Origin of the sequence: Phenylobacterium sp. (assembly GCF_030693625.1) — a bacterium.
GTDB lineage: Bacteria > Pseudomonadota > Alphaproteobacteria > Caulobacterales > Caulobacteraceae > Phenylobacterium > Phenylobacterium ferrooxidans.
In genome coordinates, this window is the sequence record NZ_JAUYAF010000083.1 from 1 (window position 1) to 18,044 (window position 18,044).

20 protein-coding genes and 2 tRNA genes are annotated in these 18,044 nt (G+C 67.9%); 10 read left to right on the forward strand and 12 right to left on the reverse strand.

Annotation, left to right across the window (positions count from 1 at the left end; translation table 11 throughout):
- Nucleotides 1-186 precede the first annotated feature (186 nt).
- From Q8N10_RS19015 to Q8N10_RS19030, 4 genes are read right to left on the reverse strand one after another with little or no spacing between them, the layout of a single operon-like run.
- Entirely contained in the window at nucleotides 187-969 is a 783-nt protein-coding gene (locus Q8N10_RS19015) for an ABC transporter permease (RefSeq protein WP_305663976.1), read from the reverse strand.
- The gene (locus Q8N10_RS19020; RefSeq protein ID WP_304781248.1) at nucleotides 966-1,862 is read right to left on the reverse strand and encodes an ABC transporter permease; all 897 of its coding nucleotides are present in this window, start codon (nucleotides 1,860-1,862) and stop codon (nucleotides 966-968) included. Before Q8N10_RS19020 ends, Q8N10_RS19015 begins: the two co-directional genes overlap by 4 nt.
- On the reverse strand, nucleotides 1,859-3,022 hold the full coding sequence (locus Q8N10_RS19025; protein WP_304781245.1) for an ABC transporter ATP-binding protein: 1,164 nt from the start codon (nucleotides 3,020-3,022) through the stop codon (nucleotides 1,859-1,861). Before Q8N10_RS19025 ends, Q8N10_RS19020 begins: the two co-directional genes overlap by 4 nt.
- The gene (locus tag Q8N10_RS19030; RefSeq protein ID WP_304781243.1) at nucleotides 3,019-4,122 is read right to left on the reverse strand and encodes a polyamine ABC transporter substrate-binding protein; all 1,104 of its coding nucleotides are present in this window, start codon (nucleotides 4,120-4,122) and stop codon (nucleotides 3,019-3,021) included. The genes Q8N10_RS19025 and Q8N10_RS19030 overlap by 4 nt, the downstream gene beginning before the upstream one ends.
- Before the next feature lie 91 nt (nucleotides 4,123-4,213).
- Between Q8N10_RS19030 and Q8N10_RS19035 the strand changes: the two genes are divergently transcribed.
- Nucleotides 4,214-4,567: a DMT family protein gene (locus Q8N10_RS19035; RefSeq protein WP_304781240.1), complete on the forward strand. Its 354-nt coding sequence runs from the start codon at nucleotides 4,214-4,216 to the stop codon at nucleotides 4,565-4,567.
- Nucleotides 4,567-5,706: an aminotransferase class I/II-fold pyridoxal phosphate-dependent enzyme gene (locus tag Q8N10_RS19040; RefSeq protein ID WP_304781237.1), complete on the forward strand. Its 1,140-nt coding sequence runs from the start codon at nucleotides 4,567-4,569 to the stop codon at nucleotides 5,704-5,706. The genes Q8N10_RS19035 and Q8N10_RS19040 overlap by 1 nt, the downstream gene beginning before the upstream one ends.
- Here Q8N10_RS19040 and Q8N10_RS19045 read toward each other — a convergent pair.
- On the reverse strand, nucleotides 5,703-6,125 hold the full coding sequence (locus tag Q8N10_RS19045; protein WP_304781234.1) for a DUF1761 domain-containing protein: 423 nt from the start codon (nucleotides 6,123-6,125) through the stop codon (nucleotides 5,703-5,705). The two genes, Q8N10_RS19040 and Q8N10_RS19045, sit on opposite strands and share 4 nt — an antisense overlap.
- Nucleotides 6,126-6,294: 169 nt before the next feature.
- On the opposite strand from Q8N10_RS19045, the gene metG reads away from it, so the two are divergent.
- Entirely contained in the window at nucleotides 6,295-8,109 is a 1,815-nt protein-coding gene (gene metG / locus Q8N10_RS19050) for a methionine--tRNA ligase (RefSeq protein WP_304781230.1), read from the forward strand.
- On the opposite strand, the gene Q8N10_RS19055 is transcribed toward metG, so the two are convergent.
- Complete coding sequence (locus tag Q8N10_RS19055) at nucleotides 8,106-8,849, reverse strand: EcsC family protein (RefSeq protein WP_304781227.1); 744 nt, start codon at nucleotides 8,847-8,849, stop codon at nucleotides 8,106-8,108. The two genes, metG and Q8N10_RS19055, sit on opposite strands and share 4 nt — an antisense overlap.
- Before the next feature lie 177 nt (nucleotides 8,850-9,026).
- On the opposite strand from Q8N10_RS19055, the gene Q8N10_RS19060 reads away from it, so the two are divergent.
- Together Q8N10_RS19060 and Q8N10_RS19065 are read left to right on the forward strand one after the other, a co-directional pair.
- Nucleotides 9,027-9,794, forward strand: coding sequence for an SDR family oxidoreductase (locus tag Q8N10_RS19060; RefSeq protein ID WP_304781224.1), 768 nt, complete (start codon nucleotides 9,027-9,029; stop codon nucleotides 9,792-9,794).
- Between the two features lie 52 nt (nucleotides 9,795-9,846).
- Complete coding sequence (locus tag Q8N10_RS19065) at nucleotides 9,847-10,143, forward strand: hypothetical protein (protein WP_304781221.1); 297 nt, start codon at nucleotides 9,847-9,849, stop codon at nucleotides 10,141-10,143.
- On the opposite strand, the gene Q8N10_RS19070 is transcribed toward Q8N10_RS19065, so the two are convergent.
- Nucleotides 10,121-11,317, reverse strand: coding sequence for a TIGR03862 family flavoprotein (locus Q8N10_RS19070; RefSeq protein WP_304781219.1), 1,197 nt, complete (start codon nucleotides 11,315-11,317; stop codon nucleotides 10,121-10,123). The genes Q8N10_RS19065 and Q8N10_RS19070 overlap by 23 nt on opposite strands.
- A gap of 97 nt (nucleotides 11,318-11,414) precedes the next feature.
- Here Q8N10_RS19070 and Q8N10_RS19075 point away from each other — a divergent pair, with 97 nt between their 5' ends.
- Both Q8N10_RS19075 and Q8N10_RS19080 read left to right on the forward strand, forming a co-directional pair.
- Nucleotides 11,415-11,552 carry a hypothetical protein gene (locus tag Q8N10_RS19075; protein ID WP_293492266.1) on the forward strand — a complete coding sequence of 46 codons (138 nt, stop codon included), beginning with the start codon at nucleotides 11,415-11,417 and terminating at the stop codon, nucleotides 11,550-11,552.
- 364 nt (nucleotides 11,553-11,916) lie between these two features.
- Nucleotides 11,917-12,726, forward strand: coding sequence for an FkbM family methyltransferase (locus Q8N10_RS19080; RefSeq protein WP_304781214.1), 810 nt, complete (start codon nucleotides 11,917-11,919; stop codon nucleotides 12,724-12,726).
- Here the strand turns inward: Q8N10_RS19080 and Q8N10_RS19085 are convergent.
- The 5 genes from Q8N10_RS19085 to rlmB form a co-directional block, all read right to left on the reverse strand.
- A complete protein-coding gene (locus Q8N10_RS19085) occupies nucleotides 12,702-13,634 on the reverse strand; it encodes a hypothetical protein (RefSeq protein ID WP_304781211.1) in 933 nt (310 codons plus the stop codon). The genes Q8N10_RS19080 and Q8N10_RS19085 overlap by 25 nt on opposite strands.
- 11 nt (nucleotides 13,635-13,645) lie before the next feature.
- On the reverse strand, nucleotides 13,646-14,335 hold the full coding sequence (locus Q8N10_RS19090) for a TerC family protein (RefSeq protein ID WP_304781209.1): 690 nt from the start codon (nucleotides 14,333-14,335) through the stop codon (nucleotides 13,646-13,648).
- Between the two features lie 2 nt (nucleotides 14,336-14,337).
- Nucleotides 14,338-14,697 (reverse strand): hypothetical protein, encoded by a 360-nt coding sequence (locus Q8N10_RS19095; RefSeq protein ID WP_304781206.1) that lies wholly within the window; start codon nucleotides 14,695-14,697, stop codon nucleotides 14,338-14,340.
- A 76-nt stretch (nucleotides 14,698-14,773) separates the two neighbouring features.
- On the reverse strand, nucleotides 14,774-16,612 hold the full coding sequence (locus Q8N10_RS19100; protein ID WP_304781203.1) for a stalk-specific protein X: 1,839 nt from the start codon (nucleotides 16,610-16,612) through the stop codon (nucleotides 14,774-14,776).
- A 127-nt stretch (nucleotides 16,613-16,739) separates the two neighbouring features.
- Complete coding sequence (gene rlmB / locus Q8N10_RS19105) at nucleotides 16,740-17,537, reverse strand: 23S rRNA (guanosine(2251)-2'-O)-methyltransferase RlmB (RefSeq protein ID WP_370690236.1); 798 nt, start codon at nucleotides 17,535-17,537, stop codon at nucleotides 16,740-16,742.
- A gap of 121 nt (nucleotides 17,538-17,658) precedes the next feature.
- Here rlmB and Q8N10_RS19110 point away from each other — a divergent pair.
- The 3 genes from Q8N10_RS19110 to Q8N10_RS19120 form a co-directional block, all read left to right on the forward strand.
- Nucleotides 17,659-17,744, forward strand: a tRNA-Tyr gene (locus tag Q8N10_RS19110).
- Nucleotides 17,745-17,796: 52 nt separating this feature from the next.
- Nucleotides 17,797-17,870: transfer RNA gene (locus Q8N10_RS19115), tRNA-Gly, on the forward strand.
- A 24-nt stretch (nucleotides 17,871-17,894) separates the two neighbouring features.
- On the forward strand, nucleotides 17,895-18,044 hold a 150-nt coding region (locus tag Q8N10_RS19120), incomplete at its 3' end, for a GTP-binding protein (RefSeq protein ID WP_304781287.1).

Consider the following 18,044-nt stretch of genomic DNA (forward strand, 5'->3'; position numbering starts at 1 on the left):
GCGGCCTTTTCGGCAGGCGTGAGCACCTTGCCGGGCTTCTGGCGCGACACCCGCGGCTTGGGCGGCGCATAGACGTCCATGGGTGGGGCCGGGGCCTTGAGGTCTGACAGTCTCTTGGGCGGCGGCTTCATGGATCATCGCGCGGTGAAGGACCCCCGACTCCAGGGCCGTCCCACCTATGACACATCAGGGGGCGGCCGTCCGCCTGCGCATGTTCAGCAGATAGACGGCGATCACACCTGTGGCCACCAGACCGATCAGCAGGGTGGAGATGGCGTTGATCTCCGGGCTGACGCCTAAGCGCACGGCGCTGTAGATGCGGATCGGCAGGGTGGTGGCGCCCGGTCCTGAGGTGAAGCTGGCGATGACCAGGTCGTCCAAGGAAAGCGTGAAGGCCAGCATCCAGGCTGCGGCCACGGCGGGCGCGATATTGGGCAGGGTGACGGCGAAGAAGGCCTGAACCGGTGTGCAACCCAGGTCACGGGCGGCTTCCTCCAGCGCCCCGTCAAAGCTCACCAGCCGGGCCTGGACCACCACGGTGGCGTAGCAGAGGGTGACGGTGGCGTGGCTGACCGTCACCGTCCAGAAGCCGCGCGGCAGGCCGAAGGCCACGAACAGCAGCAGCAGGGACAGCCCCAGGATCACCTCGGGCATCACCAGCGGCGCGTAGATCATGCCCGAGAACAGCAGCCGCCCCCGCCTCGACCGCACGAGGGCGACCGCCGCCAGCGTGCCGAGGACGGTGGCGAGGGTGGCGGAGATCAGCCCGACCCTGAGGGTCACGCCCAGGGCGTCCAGCAGCTGGTCGTCCCGCAGCAGGGCCGCGTACCACTTGGTGGAGAAGCCGCCCCAGACGGTCACCAGGCGGCTGGCGTTGAAGGAGTAGATCACCAGCAGGACGATGGGCAGGTAGAGGAAGGCCAGCCCCGCCGCCACCGAGACCCGGTTGAAGGTGGAAGGTCCCTTCATTGGCCGGCCTCGATCATCTTCTGCTGCTGGCGCTGATACAGCACGATGGGGATCACCAGGGTGGCCAGCAGCACGATCGCCACCGCCGAGGCGGCGGGCCAGTCGCGGTTGGCGAAGAACTCCGTCCAGATGGTCTTGCCCAGCATCAAGGTGCCCGAGCCCCCCAGCAGGTCGGGGATCACGAACTCACCCACCATGGGGATGAAGCAGAGCAGGGCGCCGGCCCCGACGCCGGGCAGGGAGAGCGGGAAGGTCACCCGCCAGAAGGCCTGGGAGGGCGTGCAGCCGAGGTCGGCGGCAGCCTCCAGCTGGCTCTGGTCCTGCTTCTCCAGCACCGCGTAGAGCGGCAGCACCATGAAGGGCAGGTAGGCGTAGACCAGGCCGATATAGACCGCGGTGTCGGTGTTGAGGATGTTCAGCGGCCCGAGCCCCACCTGGGCCAGGGCGGCGTTCAGCAGGCCCTGCGGCTTCAGCAGAGCGATCCAGGCGTAGACCCGGATCAGGAAGCTCGTCCAGAACGGCAGGATCACCGCCATCAGCAACGCCAGCCGCTGCGAGGGCGGGAACCGCGACATGCCGTAGGCGATGGGATAGCCGATGATCAGCAGCAGGCCGGTGGCCACCGCCGCGAACTTCAGGCTCGACAGGTAGGAGGCGACATAGAGGCTGTCGCTGGTAAGCCGGGCATAGGTCTCGAAGTCCAGCGCGGCGAAGAAGGCCCGCACGCCCTCGATCCCCGCGCTCCAGTCGACGCGGGGCGCATAGGGCGGCATGGCCAGGGCCGTGTCCGACAGCGACAGCTTGGCCACCAGGAAGAACGGGAACAGGAAGAAGACGCCCAGCCACAGCAGGGGGGCGAGCGCGGCCAGGCCTGTCCGGGACCTGCCGCTCACCGCGTCAGCACCACGGCGGCGTCGGGGGTGAAGGTCAGCCAGACGGGGTCGTCGCAGGCGATGGGGCGCGCCACCAGCCGGGAGGCGTTGGCGCGCGCGGCGCGCACGGTGCGACCGCTCTCCAGCTCCACGACATAGGTGGTCCAGTCGCCGAGATAGCCATAGTCGGCGACCTTGCCGGCCATCCGGTTGGGGCCGTCCCTGGGCGGGTCGAGGTGAAGCTGGATCTTCTCCGGCCGCACGCCGAGCCAGGCGGTGGCGCCCACGGCCACCGCGTCGTCCTCCAGCGCCTCGAACCCGGCCGGGCAGTCGGCGGTGGTCATCTTCACGAGCTTGCCGTCGGCGGCCGTGACCGATCCCTCGAACAGGTTCACGTCGCCGATGAAGTCGGCCACGTAGCGGGAATTGGGGGTCTCATAGACCTCGGCGGGGCGGCCGATCTGCACGATCTGGCCCTCGCGCATCACCGCGATGCGGTCGGCGGTGACCATGGCCTCTTCCTGGTCATGGGTGACGATCAGGAAGGTCATGCCCAGCCGCTGCTGCAAGGCGATGAGCTCGAACTGGGTCTCCTCGCGCAGCTTCTTGTCCAGCGCGGCCAGGGGCTCATCCAGCAGCAGCATCCTGGGATTGGGGGCGATGGCGCGGGCCAGGGCCACCCGCTGCCGCTGCCCGCCGGAAAGCTGGTGCGGCTTGCGCCCCGCCAGGCCATTGAGGCGCACGAGCTCCAGCATCTCCACCACCCGGTCGGCGATCTGCTCCCTGGGCATCCCCTGCTGCTTCAGGCCGAAGGCGATGTTCTGTTCGACCGAGAGGTGGGGGAACAGGGCGTAGGACTGGAACATCATGTTCACCGGCCGCTGGTGCGGCGGCCGGCCGGCCAGATCCTGGTCGGCCAGGGTGATGCGACCGGCGTCCGGGGTCTCGAACCCGGCCAGCAGGCGCATCAGGGTGGTCTTGCCGCAGCCCGACGGGCCGAGCAGGGCGAAGAACTCGCTCTCATAGATCGAGAGCGAGACGTCGTTCACCGCGATCTCGGTTCCGAACCGCTTGGTCACGCCCTCGAACCGCACCAGCGGCTGCAGGGTCGGATCGGTCCAGGGCGCGAAGCTGGAGCGGACAGCGCCGATGTTGAGGCGCGGCCGCCGCGAGGTGGTCATTGGCCCGTCTGCACCCGGGTCCACTGGCGGTTCACGTCGCGCAGCAGGGTCTGGTCCTTGCTGGCGGTGACGAACAGTGTGTGGAGCTGGTCCGGCGTTGGATAGACGTTGGGATTGTCCCGCACCGCCGGATCCACCAGGGCGGTCGCCGCCTTGTTGGCGTTGGCGTACTCGGTGAAGGTCGAGGCCCGGGCGATCACTTCCGGACGCAGCATGTAGTTCAGGAATTCATAGGCCGCGGCGGCGTTCGGGGCGTCCTTGGGGATGGTGAAGACGTCGAACCAGACTTGGCTGCCTTCCTTGGGCACCACATAGTCGAGATGCACCTTGTCGCCAGCCTCGGCCGCGCGGCTCTTGGCCTGCAGCATGTCGCCGGAATAGCCGACCGCGATGCAGATATCGCCGTTGGCCAGGGCCTCGATGGACTGGGAGGAATGGAACTTGCTGACATAGGGACGGGCTTTCAGGAACATCTCCGTCGCCGCCTTGTAGTCGGCCAGGTCGGTGGAGTTTGGGTTCCGGCCCAGATAGTTGAGGGCGACGGCGTACATGTCCTCGGACGCGTCGAGCCAGTAGACTCCGCAGTCCTTCAGCTTGGCCAGGTTCTCCGGCTTGAAAACCACATCCCAGCTGTCGATCGCCACGCCGGGCAGGCGCTTGGCGATGGCGTCCTTGTTGTAGCCGATGCCGATGGTGCCCCACATGTAGGGCACGGCGTAGGCCGCCCCCGGATCAAAGGGGGCCATATACTCCATGATCTCGGGCCAGAGATTGGCGAGACCGTTCAGCCGGGTCTTGTCCAGCGGCTGGACAGCGCCGGCGGCGATGTAGCGGGGGAGGTTGTGATTGGAGGGGACCACCAGATCATAGCCCGTATTTCCCTGTAGCACCTTGGTCTCAAGAACCTCATTGGAATCAAAGGTGTCGTAGACGACCTTGATCCCGGTCTCCTTGGTGAAGTCGGTGAGGATGGCCGGGTCGATATAGTCCGACCAGTTGTAGATGTGCAGGGTCTCGGCGCCGCCTTTGCCGCAGGACCCCAACACCAGAGCCGCCACCCCGAGCGCAGCCGCGCTCAGCCGCTTCCTCCAACCCCTCATCGCCGTCTCCCCTTTGCGTCGGCCAAGGTTATAGGGCTGAGGTCGCCTGCGTTAAGTGCGAAATCGATGTGCGTCCAAGCCGGAGCCCCCCATGCCCATGACCACGGCGGCCATCGCCCCAATCCTGCTGCTGATCGCCTCCAACGTCTTCATGACCTTCGCCTGGTACGGCCACCTGAAGGTGGAGCACCGGCCGATCTGGCTGCTGATCCTGGCCAGTTGGGGCATCGCCTTCTTCGAGTACTGCCTGGCGGTGCCCGCCAATCGGATCGGCCGGGGCGTCTATGATCCCATGGAGCTGAAGGCCATGCAGGAGGTCATCACCCTGGCGGTCTTTGCGGTGTTCTCGGTCACTTATCTGGGGGAACGGCTGACCCTGAATCATGGCATCGGCTTCCTGCTGATCGCAGCAGGCGCGTTCTTCGTCTTCAAGGGACCTTTGTGATGCCGGCGCAGATCGACCCCTTCCACGCCATCGGCATCAGCACGCTCGCCCACAAGCTCAAGGCCGAGGGCGCGTCGATCATCCACATGGAGTTCGGCCAGCCCTCCACCGGGGCGCCGCAGGCGGCCATCGCCGTGGGCCACGAGATGCTGGACGCCGACCGCGGCGGCTACTGGGAGAGTGCTGCGCTACGCGACCGGATCGCCAGGCACTATCTCGAAACCTATGGCGTCACCGTCGCGCCCGAGCGGATCATCCTGACCTGCGGCGCCTCGCCCGCCCTGGTCCTGGCCCTGGCCTCGGTCTTCGATCCCGGTGACCGCGTCGCCCTGGCGCGCCCCGGCTACGTGGCCTACCGCAATACGCTCAAGGCCCTGCACATGGAGCCGGTGGAGATCGCCTGCGGTCCGGAGAGCCGGTTCCAGCTTACCGCCGCGCACCTGGCGGCTCTGGATCCCGCCCCCGCCGGGGTGATCGTCGCGAGTCCCGCCAATCCCACCGGCACTATCATTGAGGCCGCCGAGCTGGAGGCCATCGCCAGGGTCTGCCGCGAGCGCGGCATCCGCATCGTCTCCGACGAAATCTATCACGGCCTCAGCTATGTCGGGCCGGCGCACTCGATGCTGGAATTCGAGCCGGACACCCTGGTGGTGAACAGTTTCTCCAAATATTTCAGCATGGTGGGCTGGCGTCTTGGCTGGTTGCTGGCGCCGGCGCGGGACCTGTCGCGAGCCCGGGCCTATGTCGGAAACCTGTTCCTGACCGCGCCCTCGCTTAGTCAGCATGTGGGCCTGGCGGCCATGGACGAACGCGAAGAGCTGGACGGCAATGTCGAGGTCTACCGCGCCAACCGCGACCTGCTGCTCGCGGCCCTGCCCAAGCTTGGTCTGACCCAGATCGCGCCGCCGGATGGCGCCTTCTACATCTATGCCGACATCGGCCACCTGACCCAGGACAGCCTGGGGTTCTGCAAGGACCTGCTGCGTGAGACCGGCGTCGCCACCGCCCCGGGGCTCGACTTCGACCCCGTGGAGGGCGGCCACTTCATCCGACTGAGCTTCGCGGTCTCGACGCCGCAGATCGAGGAGGCGATCAGCCGCCTGATCCCCTGGTTTGCGGCGTGGGCGGCGAAAACCTAGGCCGCCTTCGCCCGACGCGGCATCAGGCCGAGCACTGCGCCGGCCACCAGGTAGGCCACCAACTGATAGCCCATGTTGATGATCACCAGGTTCGGGAGCAGGCCCATATAGAGGTACTCGATGGCCATGGTGGTGAAGTTGAAGAAGAACCACACCGCCGCGGCGGCCCCGACGCCGGCAAGGGAATTGATCCCCATGCGGGCGAAGACCCAGGCCAGGCCGACCACCAGGATCAGGGTGTTCACCACCCCCAGGCTTTGGGTCACCACGATGTTGGACATGTCAGGCTCGCGGCCGATGGACTCGCGATAGGCGGCGCTCCAGGCCTCGCCCAGCACAGGCCCGTACCAGAGGAAGCCCAGCACCTCCAGCAGGGCGACACAGATCAGGATGGCGATCCAATTGATGTTCTTGAACATTGTCTCTTCCCTTATGCCGGTGCGGCTCTGACGGCCGCATCGGATACCGACGTTATGCTGAAGCTTGACGCAGGGAAAGACGAGAGCCTCTTGCGCGGGCGGCTTGGGGAAACCCGATAGGGCGCCCTATAAGCCGCGCTTACCGCCGCTCCTCATTTCGAGTTCCGCCATGTCCCGCATCCTCATCACCTCGGCCTTGCCCTACATCAATGGGATCAAGCACCTGGGGAACCTGGCGGGCTCCATGCTGCCGGCCGACGTCTATGCCCGGTTCCAGCGGTCACGGGGCCGGGAGACTCTCTACATCTGCGCCACCGACGAGCATGGCACGCCGGCCGAGCTGGGCGCCGCGGCCCTGGGCCAGGACGTGCGGTCCTATTGCGACGACCAGCACCAGATCCAGCGGGACCTCTATGCCGGCTTCGGCATCAGCTTCGACCATTTCGGCCGTTCGTCGTCGGTCGAGAACCGCACCCTGACCCAGCGCTTCGCCCAGGGGCTGTGGGAGGCCGGCTTCATCGAGGGGCGGGTGACCAAGCAGGTCTATTCCAACGCCGACAAGCGCTTCCTGCCCGACCGCTATGTGGTCGGCACCTGCCCGCACTGCGGATACAACGCCGCCCGCGGCGACCAGTGCGACAACTGCACCCGCCAGCTCGACCCGGTCGACCTGATCCACCCGCGCTCCTCGGTCTCGGGCTCGGAGGACATCGAAATCCGCGACAGCCTGCACCTGTTCCTCAAACAGACCGCCTTCGACGGCAAGCTGCGGGACTGGATCACTGGCAAGAAGGGCAAGTGGCCGGTCCTGGTCACCTCCACGGCGCTGAAATGGCTGGACGAGGGGCTGCAGGACCGCGGCATCACCCGAGACCTGGAATGGGGCGTGCCGGTCAACGCCGCCGACTGGGGTCCCAACCCGGCGGGCGAGCGGCCCGACGTCGCGGGTCTCGCGGGCAAGGTGTTCTACGTCTGGTTCGACGCCCCCATCGAGTACATTGGCGCGACCTGGGAATGGTCGGCGGCCAAGCCGGGCGCCGACCCGGCCAGCGAGACCGAGTACGAAAGCTGGTGGCGCGGCCCGGCGGCCGATGACGTGAGCTACGTGGAGTTCATGGGCAAGGACAACGTGCCCTTCCACACCGTGGGCTTCCCCTGCACCCTGTTCGGCTCCAACGAGACCAAGAACGCCGATGGCTCGTGGCGGCCGTCGTCGAACGCGCCCTGGAAGCTGGTGGACACCCTCAAGGGCTTCAACTGGCTGAACTATTACGGCGGCCGGTTCTCCACCACCCACCAGCGCGGGGTGTTCATCGACGCGGCGCTCGAGATTCTGCCCGCCGACTACTGGCGCTGGTGGATCATGGCCAACGCGCCCGAGAGCAGCGACACCATGTTCACCTGGGAGCAGTTCCAGGCCCAGGTGAACGCCGACCTGGCCGACGTGCTGGGCAATTTCGTCAACCGCATCCTGAAGTTCACCGAGACCCGCTTCGAGGGCGTGGTCCCCGAGGGCGGCGGGCCCGGCCCGCTGGAGGACAAGCTGCACGCTGACGTCGCGGCCAAGCTCGCCGAACTGAACGAGCAGATGGAGGCCATCGACTTCCGCAAGGCGACGCAAGCCCTGCGGCAGCTCTGGGTGCTGGGCAACCAGTACCTGACCGAGGCCGCCCCGTGGACCGCCATCAAGACGGATCCGGCCCGGGCGGCGGTGGCGGTGCGCACCGGCCTGAACCTGGTGGCCCTGTTCGCGAAGGTCTCCGAGCCCTTCATCCCCTTCGCCGCCGAGAAGATCGCCGGCGGGGTAGGCGAGGCCTTCCCCGGCCAGTGGCCGACGGGGGAGGGCGCGGCCGTGCTCGATATCCTGCCGCCGGGACGCGCGGTCGCCGCGCCGGAGGTGCTGTTCAAGAAGATCGAGAACGATCAGGTCGCCGCCTGGCTGGAACGCTTCGGCGGACCCGAGCCGGCCGAGGTTGAGGCCTAGGCGTCGGCCTCAGCGAACCACCGCATTCGATAGGCGTTCATCGCCGTCTCGCCGAGGCGATCCAGCAGGCGGTAGTTGACGAAGGCGCCGACCGGTGCGCCGATCACCGGGATCATCTGGGCCAGCTTGGCCAGATCGATGTAGTCCCGGTACTCCTGCTGGAACCGGCGCCAGTCGAGGCTTTCCAGGCCGCCGGCCGCCATGGCCCTGGCGCTGTCCCAGTCGGCCAGGGCGCCATAGGCCTCGGGCCGGCGCGAGGCGCTGGAGAAGGCCAGGCTGAAGATGCGCAGGATGTAGAGCCGCTCGGCAAGATCGTCGCCGGAATGGCCGTAGATCGCCGCCAAATCAAACAGCAGCTTGATCTTCAGCCCGATCAGCACCGGGAAGTCGGCCGCCGCCAGCAGGAATCCCCCGGCTCCGGCCACCCCGCCCTCGGCCGCGGCGGTGGTGCGCCAAGCCATGATCTTGTCGCGGGCCTGAGCCTCGCGCGCCCGCAGGGTGGCGCCCTCGACCGGCGGCGGGCTGGTGTAGTCGGCTCCGGTCAGGATGGCCCGGGTCATCTGCTCCATGGCCCCGGTGATGACGCCGTGGACCTTCTCCGGGATCAGATTGTTGATCCGGTCCTGCACATTGCGCGCCGCCTTGTCGAAAGCTCCGGCGGGCCTGAGCACGCGTTCGCGCCAGGCCGACATCTCGGCCAGGACCTGGGCGTCATAGGCGACGTCTGAAATCTCACTCATGGCGACCGGTGTGAACGGGAGATCGCCCAGCCGCAAGCCCGCTCGCGGCGCCATACCCCCAACTCGAAAACTGCCCTGACCGTGCGGAAAGGCCTCGCCTCGCGCAGTAACCCTCGCCATAAAGTCGGCATTCAACGGCGCGTTGACGCCGGTCATTCGTTTCGCGAGGAAGCTCCATTGCGCAATCTGTTCAGCGTTGAAGGCAAGGTCGTTCTGGTCACCGGGGGCAGCCGCGGCATCGGCGAGATGATCGCCCGCGGCTATGTCGAGAACGGCGCCAGGGTGTACATTTCCTCGCGCAAGGCCGAGGTTTGCGACCGGGTGGCCGACGAGCTCTCCGAGTACGGGACCTGCATCTCCCTGCCTTTCGACCTGGGGGGCATGGCCGGCATCGAGGGTCTGGCCGCCGCCGTCGCCGAGCGCGAAGAGAAGCTCCACGTCCTGGTCAACAACGCCGGCGCCACCTGGGGCGCGCCCATCGACGAGTTCCCGGAGAGCGGCTGGGACAAGGTGGTGGACCTCAACACCAAGTCGGTCTTCTTCCTGACCCAGAAACTGCTGCCGCAACTGCGCGCCGCGGCCACCCACGAGGACCCCGCCCGGGTGATCAACATCGCCTCGGTGAACGGCATCGAGCCTCCCGGCCTGGAGACCTATTCCTATTCCACCTCCAAGGCCGGCTGCATCATGCTGACCCGCCACCTGGCCAAGCGCCTCGCGCCCGAGCACATCTGTGTCAACGCCATCGCCCCGGGGCCTTTCCCCAGCCACATGATGGCCGCGACCCTGGCCCGTGCCGGCGACGCCATCGCCAAGGGCAACCCGCGCGGTCGCATTGGCACGCCGGAAGACATCGCCGGGGTGGCGATCTTCCTGTCCTCGCGGGCCTCGGCCTACACAACGGGGACGACCGTCCCCTGCGACGGCGGCTCGGCCGAGTTCTAGCTTGCCGTTCTAGCTATTGGCCGCCCGCCCCATCGGCCCTATCAGGGTCGGTATGGCGGGCGGTTGGCTGATCGGCGTGATGGTGCAGGCTCCGGAGGAGAAGGCCTTCCTGCGCCACTACTACGCCGTGGGCCACGCGGATCGGGCCAAGGCCGAATGGACCGGCGTCGATCATGCGCTGAAGGCCGGGATCGTCGCCTCCAGCCCCGTGGACGGGCTCGAGCCGGTCCAGGCCATCAGCCAGGTGCCAGCCACCATGATGAAGAGTCTAGGCCTGGCCGACGGTCAGGTCCGGGCGCTGGGTTGGCAGTATCCCCGCCGCTGGATCATTCCGCACCTGAGCGTCTAGCCAGGATCGCGCGAGCCGCCGCCGCGCCCGTGGCGAAGCAGGCCTGCAGCAGGTAGCCGCCGGTCGGCGCCTCCCAGTCCAGCATCTCGCCAGCCACGTAGACGTCCGGGCAGGCCTTCAGCATCAGATGAGTGTCCATGGCGTCGAGGCGCACGCCGCCGGCGGTGGAGATGGCGCGCGCGATCCCCTGCAGTCCGGTGAGCCTCAGTGGTGCGCGCTTGATGGCGGCGGCCAAGTCGGTGGGCAGGACGACGCCGTGCGCTTCCCGTAGCAGGTTGATCTCCAGGGGCGAGAGATTGGCGGCCTTGCGCAGGAAGGTGGCGGTCGACTGGCCGCCGCGCCGACGGTCCAGGCGGGCGGCGAGTTGCTCCACCGACAGGTCGGGTCGCAAGTCGATCTCGATGGTGGTCGACCCGTCGGCCGTGATCGCCGCGCGGAGATCGGAGGAGAGGGCGTAGATCGCGCCGCCCTCAATGCCATAGGCGGCTACGACGGCCTCGCCGCGCACCGTGCGGCGGCCATGGGTGACGGCGATGGCCTTCAGGGGCTGGCCGGCGAACCGCTCCCGGAAGACCGGGCTCCAGTCCAAGGTGAAGCCGCCGTTGGCCGGTTCGAAGGGCGCCAGTTCAACGCCTTGGCGGGCCAGGACGGTCGCCCAGGCCCCGTCGGAACCCAGCTTGGCCCAGCTGGCGCCGCCCAGGGCCAGGACGGTGGCGGACGGGCGGACCGTCTCGCCGTTCTCAAACATCAGCGCGCCATCCTCGGTCCAGCCGCGCCAGGCCATGCGGGTTCGGAACCTCACGCCCTGCGCGTCCAGCCGGGCCAGCCAGGCGCGGAGCAGGGGGGAGGCCTTCAGGCTCGCGGGAAACACCCGGCCGCTGGACCCCACGAAGGTCGCCTGACCCAAGCCCTCGGCCCAGGCGATCAGGTCACCGGGTGTGAAGGCCTCCAGCAGCGGCTTCAGCATCTTTCCCGCCGCGCCATAACGACCGAGGAAGGGGCGGAAGTCCTCGGAGTGGGTCAGGTTCAGCCCGCCTCGGCCGGCCATCAGGAACTTCCGTCCCAGGCTCGGCATGCGCTCATAGACCGTGACCGACCGACCCGCGGCGCTCAGCACCTCGGCGGCCATCAGACCCGCCGGCCCACCGCCGATCACCGCAACCGTTTCGTCCATGGCAGGGGTTTAGCCCGCGCCGCGTTCCGCGTCCGCAAACTGTCGCCCGACCGTGTGGGAATGTGCGATGATGGAAGTCCAAAGCAGGGGTCCCATCATGAAACCACCGTCCAAGGATAACCCCCGCACCTATGCGCCGCCGACCCCCAAGGTCGCCCGCATGAAGCCCGGCAAGGTGCTGACCGCCGCGGAAAAGGCGGCGTTCCTGGCCTCACGGCCGGACTTGAAGAAATAGGGCAGCGTCCCGCATCGCAGGAAAATCCCCGGGGGACATGAGTCGGGGACTTTCCTGCGCGCGACTGGAGTGTTGGAACTCGTCGCTAGACTCCCAACGCCAATGGCTCAGCCTTGTTCCGGGATCGCGGGGATTGTGAACAACCGGCGCCAAGCCTCGTTCAGCCAAGGTTCAAGCGAGCGCCGCCATTGTGCAAATCAAGGCCGGACGTCAATTCCCGTCCCTCAACGCGATGTCCGACCCCCGGCGCGCCAGGTTCCCTCCCGGACTTGGCGCGCCGTTCTGCCTTTTGGGCCGCCGAGCGTTCGCCCAGGCTTCGCCTCGGCGGTTGGTTCTGTTAGGCCGGACGGGGGGAACACACGCCATGCTTGAGACAACGACCGCCTATGGGCTCGACTGGCTGGTGCCCACCGCCGACACGGGTGTCAGCAGGGCGCTCCGTGAGTTCGGCGAGTTCGCCAGGCCCGAGGTGGAGTTGATCGCCGAGCTGGTCGGCGGCGGCGCCTATGTGGATGTCGGCGCAAACCTCGGATCGATCGCCCTCCCTGTCGCGCAAGCTGGGGGGCGGGTCATCGCGATCGAGGCCAATCGCGACCTCGCGGGCCTGCTGGCGACCAACGCCCTCAACAACCGCCTCTACAATGTCCAGGTTCACCACGCCGCCGTCGGTGAAGTTCGGCGCCTCGCCAAATTCCCAATGGTGCCGCTGTCGGAGGTGACCAACCTCGGCACGTCGGGATTTCATCTCGCGGGGCGCTACCCGGAGGAGGTGGTGCAAATGACCACACTGGACGCCATCACCCCGCGGGACACGACGGTCATAAAGATCGATGTCGAGGGTTACGAAAACCAGGTGATGATCGGCGCCGAGTCGGTCCTCAGGGACATCCGGCCGGTCTGGATTGTTGAATCGGGAAGCGACACGCCGGGAAACCGGGTGGTGATGGAGATGTTCCTCTCCGCCGGCTATCGGTTGTGGTGGTTCCTGGCCCCGTTTGTCACCCGGCAGACCAGTCGCTCCGGCGATCCTTCGATGCTGACGCGCGGGGACTTCAACATCCTCGCCATGCCCGACGGCCGCGAGCCACCGTGGATGATGCCCGAAGTGGCAGACCGTTCGCCGCGACCAGTCGGGCTAAAGCACTACCCCTATCTCGCCCGCTTCGGCTTCTGAACGACGGGTCCGGAAGCGGAACGGGCCGCCCGACGGCGCGCCAGGCTCCCTCCCGGACTGCACGCGCCGTGGCAGGCATGAACCGGTGCGATGCGGCCCGGTCGGCTGGGGCCGACCCCGGCTGTCGAGTTGACACCGTCGTCCCCATGCGTGGCGCTCGCCGCCAGCGTTTCCGCCAATCGCGGCGACCAGCGCGTCCAGCTCTTGGCGGGCAGCAGCTCGCGGCCTTGGATCAGGACGAAGGCGTTCCCCGCAAAGCCGTGCACCAGACCGAAGTGCTGACGCTGAGCGCCGTAGAGGTCCTTGGTCCAGATCAGCGTTGGGAAATCCGGCACGCGAACAAAGGTCGCCTCCAACACTTGTGCGCCTGCGCGAAATAGGTCGACCCATCGGGCCTCACCCGTTGCGCGATGCATGTGAAGCGCCGCCAGCAGAGTGCCCGGCGCGCCCCACATGAGCTCCTGCGCCGGGTCATGGGTGTTGGCTGCGATGACTTCAGCCAGGGCGTCAGCGATGGCCGGCGAGGGGGCTAGCCGCCATTCGGCCAGCAACAGACCAGCGTCACCCGTCAGGTAGGCTCGAGTCTGGACACCAAGCGCCTCATGATAAGCGTGGGTCTGTTGGCGCATCGGCGCCAGATGGTGCGCCAGGCTTGGGCCATCGGCCGCCGCTCCGGCGCCGGCAAGGTGCTGCAAGGTCCAGATTGCGCCGCCCGCGCCGAAGTAGAGATCCGTCAGGCGCAGCGAGCCATCGTCCCTGTCCTTCGGGTGGGTCGCCCACAGGCCGCGGTCGTCTACGCTGGCCCGTGCGTCGGTGACGATCATCTCGATCTCCGATCGCGCGGCGCCGGCGTCCCAGGGCGGGGCGCTCAGCGGCTCGTGCCGATCGGCAGGATAGAGTTCGGTCATCCGTAACGCGGTCAGTGCTTCCCGGGCTTGATGTCCAGGAAGTCCGGCGCCGCGGCGTTGTAGGCCGGGGTGTAGCCCAGGCGCTGGATGGCGTCGCGGTGACCTTCCCACATCATGTGCAGGGCGACGTAGAGCACGATCACCAAGCCCACATATCCGATCCAGCGATAGCGCTGCAGCAGGTTGGCGATCCAGCTGGCGGCGATCCCCATCAGGGCGATCGAGAAGATCAGGCCGAACACCAGCACGGAGGGGTGTTCGCGCGCCGCGCCGGCCACGGCCAGGACGTTGTCGAGGCTCATGGAGAGGTCGGCGATCAGGATCTGCAGGAAGGCGGCCTTGAAGGTCTTGGCCTCGCGCTCGGGCGGGTCTTCGGAGATCGCCTCGGCCTGGGCGTGGGTGGCCTGCTCGCGCATCTCGCGCCACATCTTCCAGCAGACCCAGAGCAGCAGGATCCCGCCGCCGAACAGCAGGCCGATGATCCCGAGCAGCTGGGTGGTGATCAGGGCGAAACCGATCCGCATGACCACAGCGGCGGCGAGGCCCCACATGATCACCTTGCGCCGCTGCTCCGCCGGCAGCCCGCCAGCGGCCAGGCCCACGGCCACGGCGTTGTCTCCGGCCAGAACCAGGTCGATCATCATGACCTGCAGGAAGGCGGAGCCGGCGGCCAGGACGTCGGGGCTGAAGAGAGTTTCCATGGCTAGTTCCGTCTGGCGTATTGGGCCACGACTTCGTCGGGCGTGATGGCGAGGGAAGCGGGAAGGGGGGCGTTATAGGCGCCGACACGCCCCAGGTCGACAGCAACGCTGCAGTGACCTTCCCAGATCATGTGCAGCGCCCCGGACCATGCGCCGGCCAAGCCCACGAAGCCGAGCCTGCGCAACTTCAGCAACTTGGCGATCCAGCTGGGGGCCCTGCGTCGCTGATTTCCTGGCGGGCCGGCGTCCGACAGTCCGATCGCCACGGCGCGACCGCTGGCCAGCGGCAGGTCGAACAAGGCCACCCGGAAAAGAGCGGCGAGGCCCCCGGCGGCGGGCAGGTGCGGGACAGCGAGCAGCATCGCCTCTCAATGCCGCGAGCCGCCACGCAGGGCAAGGCGAGCTTCTCCCTCCCCGGCGCGGGGAGGGAGGGAGGCCCTAGTGGGCGTGCTCGGGCTGCTTGTGATGCGCGTCGTGGCCATGGGCGGCGCCGTGACCGTGATCGTCATGTCCCTGGGCCGGGGCGTGACCGTGGTCGTCGTGAGCGACGGCGTGACCGTGGTCGTCGTGAGCGACGGCGTGGGCGCCGGCATGGTCATCGTGCGCTGCGTGGCCATGGTCGTCATGGGCCGCGTGGGCGTCGTGGCCATGACTATCGTGAGCCTGGGCGTGACCGTGGGCATCGTGCGCTGCGTGGTCGTCGTGCGCCCCGTGGCCGTGATCGTCGGCCGCATGGCTGTCGTGGCCATGATTGTCGGCGTGCCCGTGGGCGTCATGCGCCGCGTGGTCGTCGTGCGCCGCATGGGTGTCATGGGCGCCGTGCGCATCGTGGCCGTGGCTGTCGCCATGGCTTTCGTCGTGGTGATGGGCGGCGACCGCGCCCGCCGCCGCCGCTCCGGCCGCCGCGGCGGCCAGGGGCGCGGCGACGCCGTGGTGGTGGTCGTCCGGCTCTTGATGCGAGGTCGCGCCGTAGTCAGTCATGGTGCGGAACTTCCGGCGGCGCTCGGCGCGACGACGGCTCTCTCCGGCGCCGCGGGCAAGCGCGATCAACAGGGCGAGCGCGGCGAGGACCAGGGCCCCGGCCACGACCTTGTTGGAGGGCACGCTGCCCACGCCAGGCACCGAGACGTCCTTCATCCCCGGGATGGTCAGCTTGCTGAGCAGGCCCTGGAAGCTGAAGCCCTGCTTCTTCGCCGGAGCCTGCGGCATCACGGCGGCGAGCGCCTGTTCGATGCTGGCCAGCGAGAAGGTCATCGGCGGCTTCACACCGGTCAGGCCCGCGTCGACGTCGGCCTTCAGCGGACCGCGTTCGCCGGCGCCCGGCTTGACCTGCCAGTTGAAGGCGGCGGCATCGCCGGTCTTCAGCTTGGCGGTCTGGGGACCGTTCGGGGTGATTTCGTAGCCGGTCCCGGAGAGGGTGGCGGTCACCTCAGCATTCTTGGCGGCCTTGGTGAGACCGAGTTTGGCGGCCTCCCGCTGGAGGGTCGCCAGCAGGGTCTGCGGCAGGCCCAGGCTCACCTGGCCGGCCTCGCCCTTGGTGACCGCGTCCGGCACGGTGAGCTTGGAGCCCGACGCCACCTCTCCGCCGACCGCGGTCTGCAGCTTGGCGAGTTTGGGATCGGCGGGCGCCGGCAGGCCCGTGGCCGGGAAGGTGGGCTGGGGCGTCTTGGCCAGGACCGGCGCCGACTTCGGCGCCGCCGCCGGCTTGGCCTGTTCAATGACCTTGGGCGCCGCGTCCACCACCGGCTTGGCGGCGGGAGCGAGCGGCTTGGGCGCAAGCGGCTTTGCGGCCACGACAGCCGGCCGGGCCGCGACCACGGCTGGCCGGGCGACCGGCTTGGCTGGAGCGTAAATGGCTTGGGCGGCAGGCCGGCGGACGCGTGGCGGGGCCGAGACATAGGCCCTCGGCGCATAGCGGTTGCCGTAGACCAGCCGGCGTTCACGGGCCGACATGTCTTCGGGATTCGGCACCGGCCGCATGGCGGTCACGAGCACGCCGTCGGCGCGCCGGTAGGTGACGAGGCGATTCACGTTGCGCGGCGGATCCCGATAGGCCGACCCCTGGGCGGCTTGGCCCCCGCTGGGGCCGCCCGCCAGTCCGCTGCTGTCATAGCGTGCGCCGGGGGCGCCGCCCATCAGCTCGGGAGGCGGGGCCTGGGTATAAGCGTCCGGGGGCGGGGCGACCTCGTGAGAACTTGGTCCGCTACAGGCGGCGAGCGCCAGAAGCGCCGCCGTGGTCGCGCCACGCAACATCAACTTGGTAATCGTAATCGCCATTGGGGCCCCCATCCCATGCCGAGATTCAGAACCGTACACTGGTCCTAAACCTTAACAGTTGCGCAACAAATCACGCACTGGAGGAGAAAGCAAAAGCCTGAATCGTGTGACGGGTATCCGATTCACCTCAGGCGCGAGTACGACTTGCCTCATAGAGAGCTACGGCGGCGGCGGCCGACACGTTCAAGCTTTCGAACCCGCCCGGCATGGGAATCTTGCCCAGGGCGTCACAATGTTCGGCGACGAGGCGGCGCAGGCCGTCGCCCTCCGAGCCCAGCACCAGCACGGTCGGAGCGCCGTCGAGAGCCTGTTCCAGGGTTTGAGGCGCCGAACCGTCCAGGCCCACGGCCCGCCAGCCGAGGTCCGCCAGGGTCTCGAGCGCCCGCGACAGGTTCACCACATGCGAGGTGGGGATCTGATCCACGGCGCCGGCGGCGGCCTTGGCCAGGGCCCCGGTCAGCTTGGGCGCATGCCGATCCTGCAGGATGACGCCGCTCGCCCCGAAGGCGGCGGCTGAGCGCAGGATGGCGCCGACGTTCTGTGGATCGGTCACCTGATCCAGCATCAGGATGACGGAGCCGGGCTTGGCTTCGAATTCCTCCAGCGCGACCGAATCCAGCATGGCGATCTGCAGGGCCAGGCCCTGGTGGACCGCGCCGCCAGGCAGGTTGTGGCTGATGACGCCGGTCTCGACGATCTCCAGCGCAGGGTTCCTGCCGAATCGGGCGGTGAGCTCCCTGGCCCTGTCGGCCGTGGCCAGCAGCCGGTCAGCCGGTTCGCGGGCCGGATTGGCCAGGGCGGCGGTGACCGCGTGCCAACCCCACAGCCAGTCGTCGGACACGGCCTCGCGCCGTCCGGAACCTCGTCCGCGCTGCCCATTTTTAGAACCCTTCCAGGGCGCGTTGCGTTCGCTGTGTGACGACACTATAAGGCGCACTCCAAATCGGGGACCGGACTGGTTTCCGCTGCTCGCGCCCGGCTTTAACACCGGTCGCACCGATCAGCGGAGGGTTTTGTTCGGCCTTCGGTGAGGCTCCGAGCGCGCTGGGGGAATGTCCCGAGTGGCAAAGGGGGGGGACTGTAAATCCCCTGGCGTACGCCTTCGTAGGTTCGAGTCCTACTTCCCCCACCACGCGCCGGAGCGACGCTCTATAATGGAGGCTCGGTCACGAGCACCCACCTCGGCGGGTATAGCACAATGGTAGTGCAGCAGCCTTCCAAGCTGAATACGCGGGTTCGATTCCCGCTACCCGCTCCATCTCTCAAACGCCCGTAGGATCCCATGGCCAAGGAAAAGTTCGAACGCAATAAGCCGCACTGCAACATCGGCACGATTGGTCACGTTGACCATGGCAAGACGACGCTGACGGCTGCGATCACGATTACGCTGGCGAAGGCCGGTGGCGCGAAGGCGATGAACTACGCCGATATC

What these genes read in the sequence shown, in the direction of transcription:
- Q8N10_RS19015 (WP_305663976.1), bottom strand. Translation starts at nt 969, where the DNA reads ATGAAGGGACCTTCCACCTTCAACCGGGTCTCGGTGGCGGCGGGGCTG.
- Q8N10_RS19025 (WP_304781245.1), bottom strand. Translation starts at nt 3,022, where the DNA reads ATGACCACCTCGCGGCGGCCGCGCCTCAACATCGGCGCTGTCCGCTCC.
- Q8N10_RS19030 (WP_304781243.1), bottom strand. Translation starts at nt 4,122, where the DNA reads ATGAGGGGTTGGAGGAAGCGGCTGAGCGCGGCTGCGCTCGGGGTGGCG.
- Q8N10_RS19035 (WP_304781240.1), top strand. Translation starts at nt 4,214, where the DNA reads ATGCCCATGACCACGGCGGCCATCGCCCCAATCCTGCTGCTGATCGCC.
- Q8N10_RS19040 (WP_304781237.1), top strand. Translation starts at nt 4,567, where the DNA reads ATGCCGGCGCAGATCGACCCCTTCCACGCCATCGGCATCAGCACGCTC.
- Q8N10_RS19045 (WP_304781234.1), bottom strand. Translation starts at nt 6,125, where the DNA reads ATGTTCAAGAACATCAATTGGATCGCCATCCTGATCTGTGTCGCCCTG.
- metG (WP_304781230.1), top strand. Translation starts at nt 6,295, where the DNA reads ATGTCCCGCATCCTCATCACCTCGGCCTTGCCCTACATCAATGGGATC.
- Q8N10_RS19055 (WP_304781227.1), bottom strand. Translation starts at nt 8,849, where the DNA reads ATGAGTGAGATTTCAGACGTCGCCTATGACGCCCAGGTCCTGGCCGAG.
- Q8N10_RS19065 (WP_304781221.1), top strand. Translation starts at nt 9,847, where the DNA reads ATGGCGGGCGGTTGGCTGATCGGCGTGATGGTGCAGGCTCCGGAGGAG.
- Q8N10_RS19070 (WP_304781219.1), bottom strand. Translation starts at nt 11,317, where the DNA reads ATGGACGAAACGGTTGCGGTGATCGGCGGTGGGCCGGCGGGTCTGATG.
- Q8N10_RS19075 (WP_293492266.1), top strand. Translation starts at nt 11,415, where the DNA reads ATGAAACCACCGTCCAAGGATAACCCCCGCACCTATGCGCCGCCGACC.
- Q8N10_RS19080 (WP_304781214.1), top strand. Translation starts at nt 11,917, where the DNA reads ATGCTTGAGACAACGACCGCCTATGGGCTCGACTGGCTGGTGCCCACC.
- Q8N10_RS19085 (WP_304781211.1), bottom strand. Translation starts at nt 13,634, where the DNA reads ATGACCGAACTCTATCCTGCCGATCGGCACGAGCCGCTGAGCGCCCCG.
- Q8N10_RS19090 (WP_304781209.1), bottom strand. Translation starts at nt 14,335, where the DNA reads ATGGAAACTCTCTTCAGCCCCGACGTCCTGGCCGCCGGCTCCGCCTTC.
- Q8N10_RS19095 (WP_304781206.1), bottom strand. Translation starts at nt 14,697, where the DNA reads ATGCTGCTCGCTGTCCCGCACCTGCCCGCCGCCGGGGGCCTCGCCGCT.
- Q8N10_RS19100 (WP_304781203.1), bottom strand. Translation starts at nt 16,612, where the DNA reads ATGGCGATTACGATTACCAAGTTGATGTTGCGTGGCGCGACCACGGCG.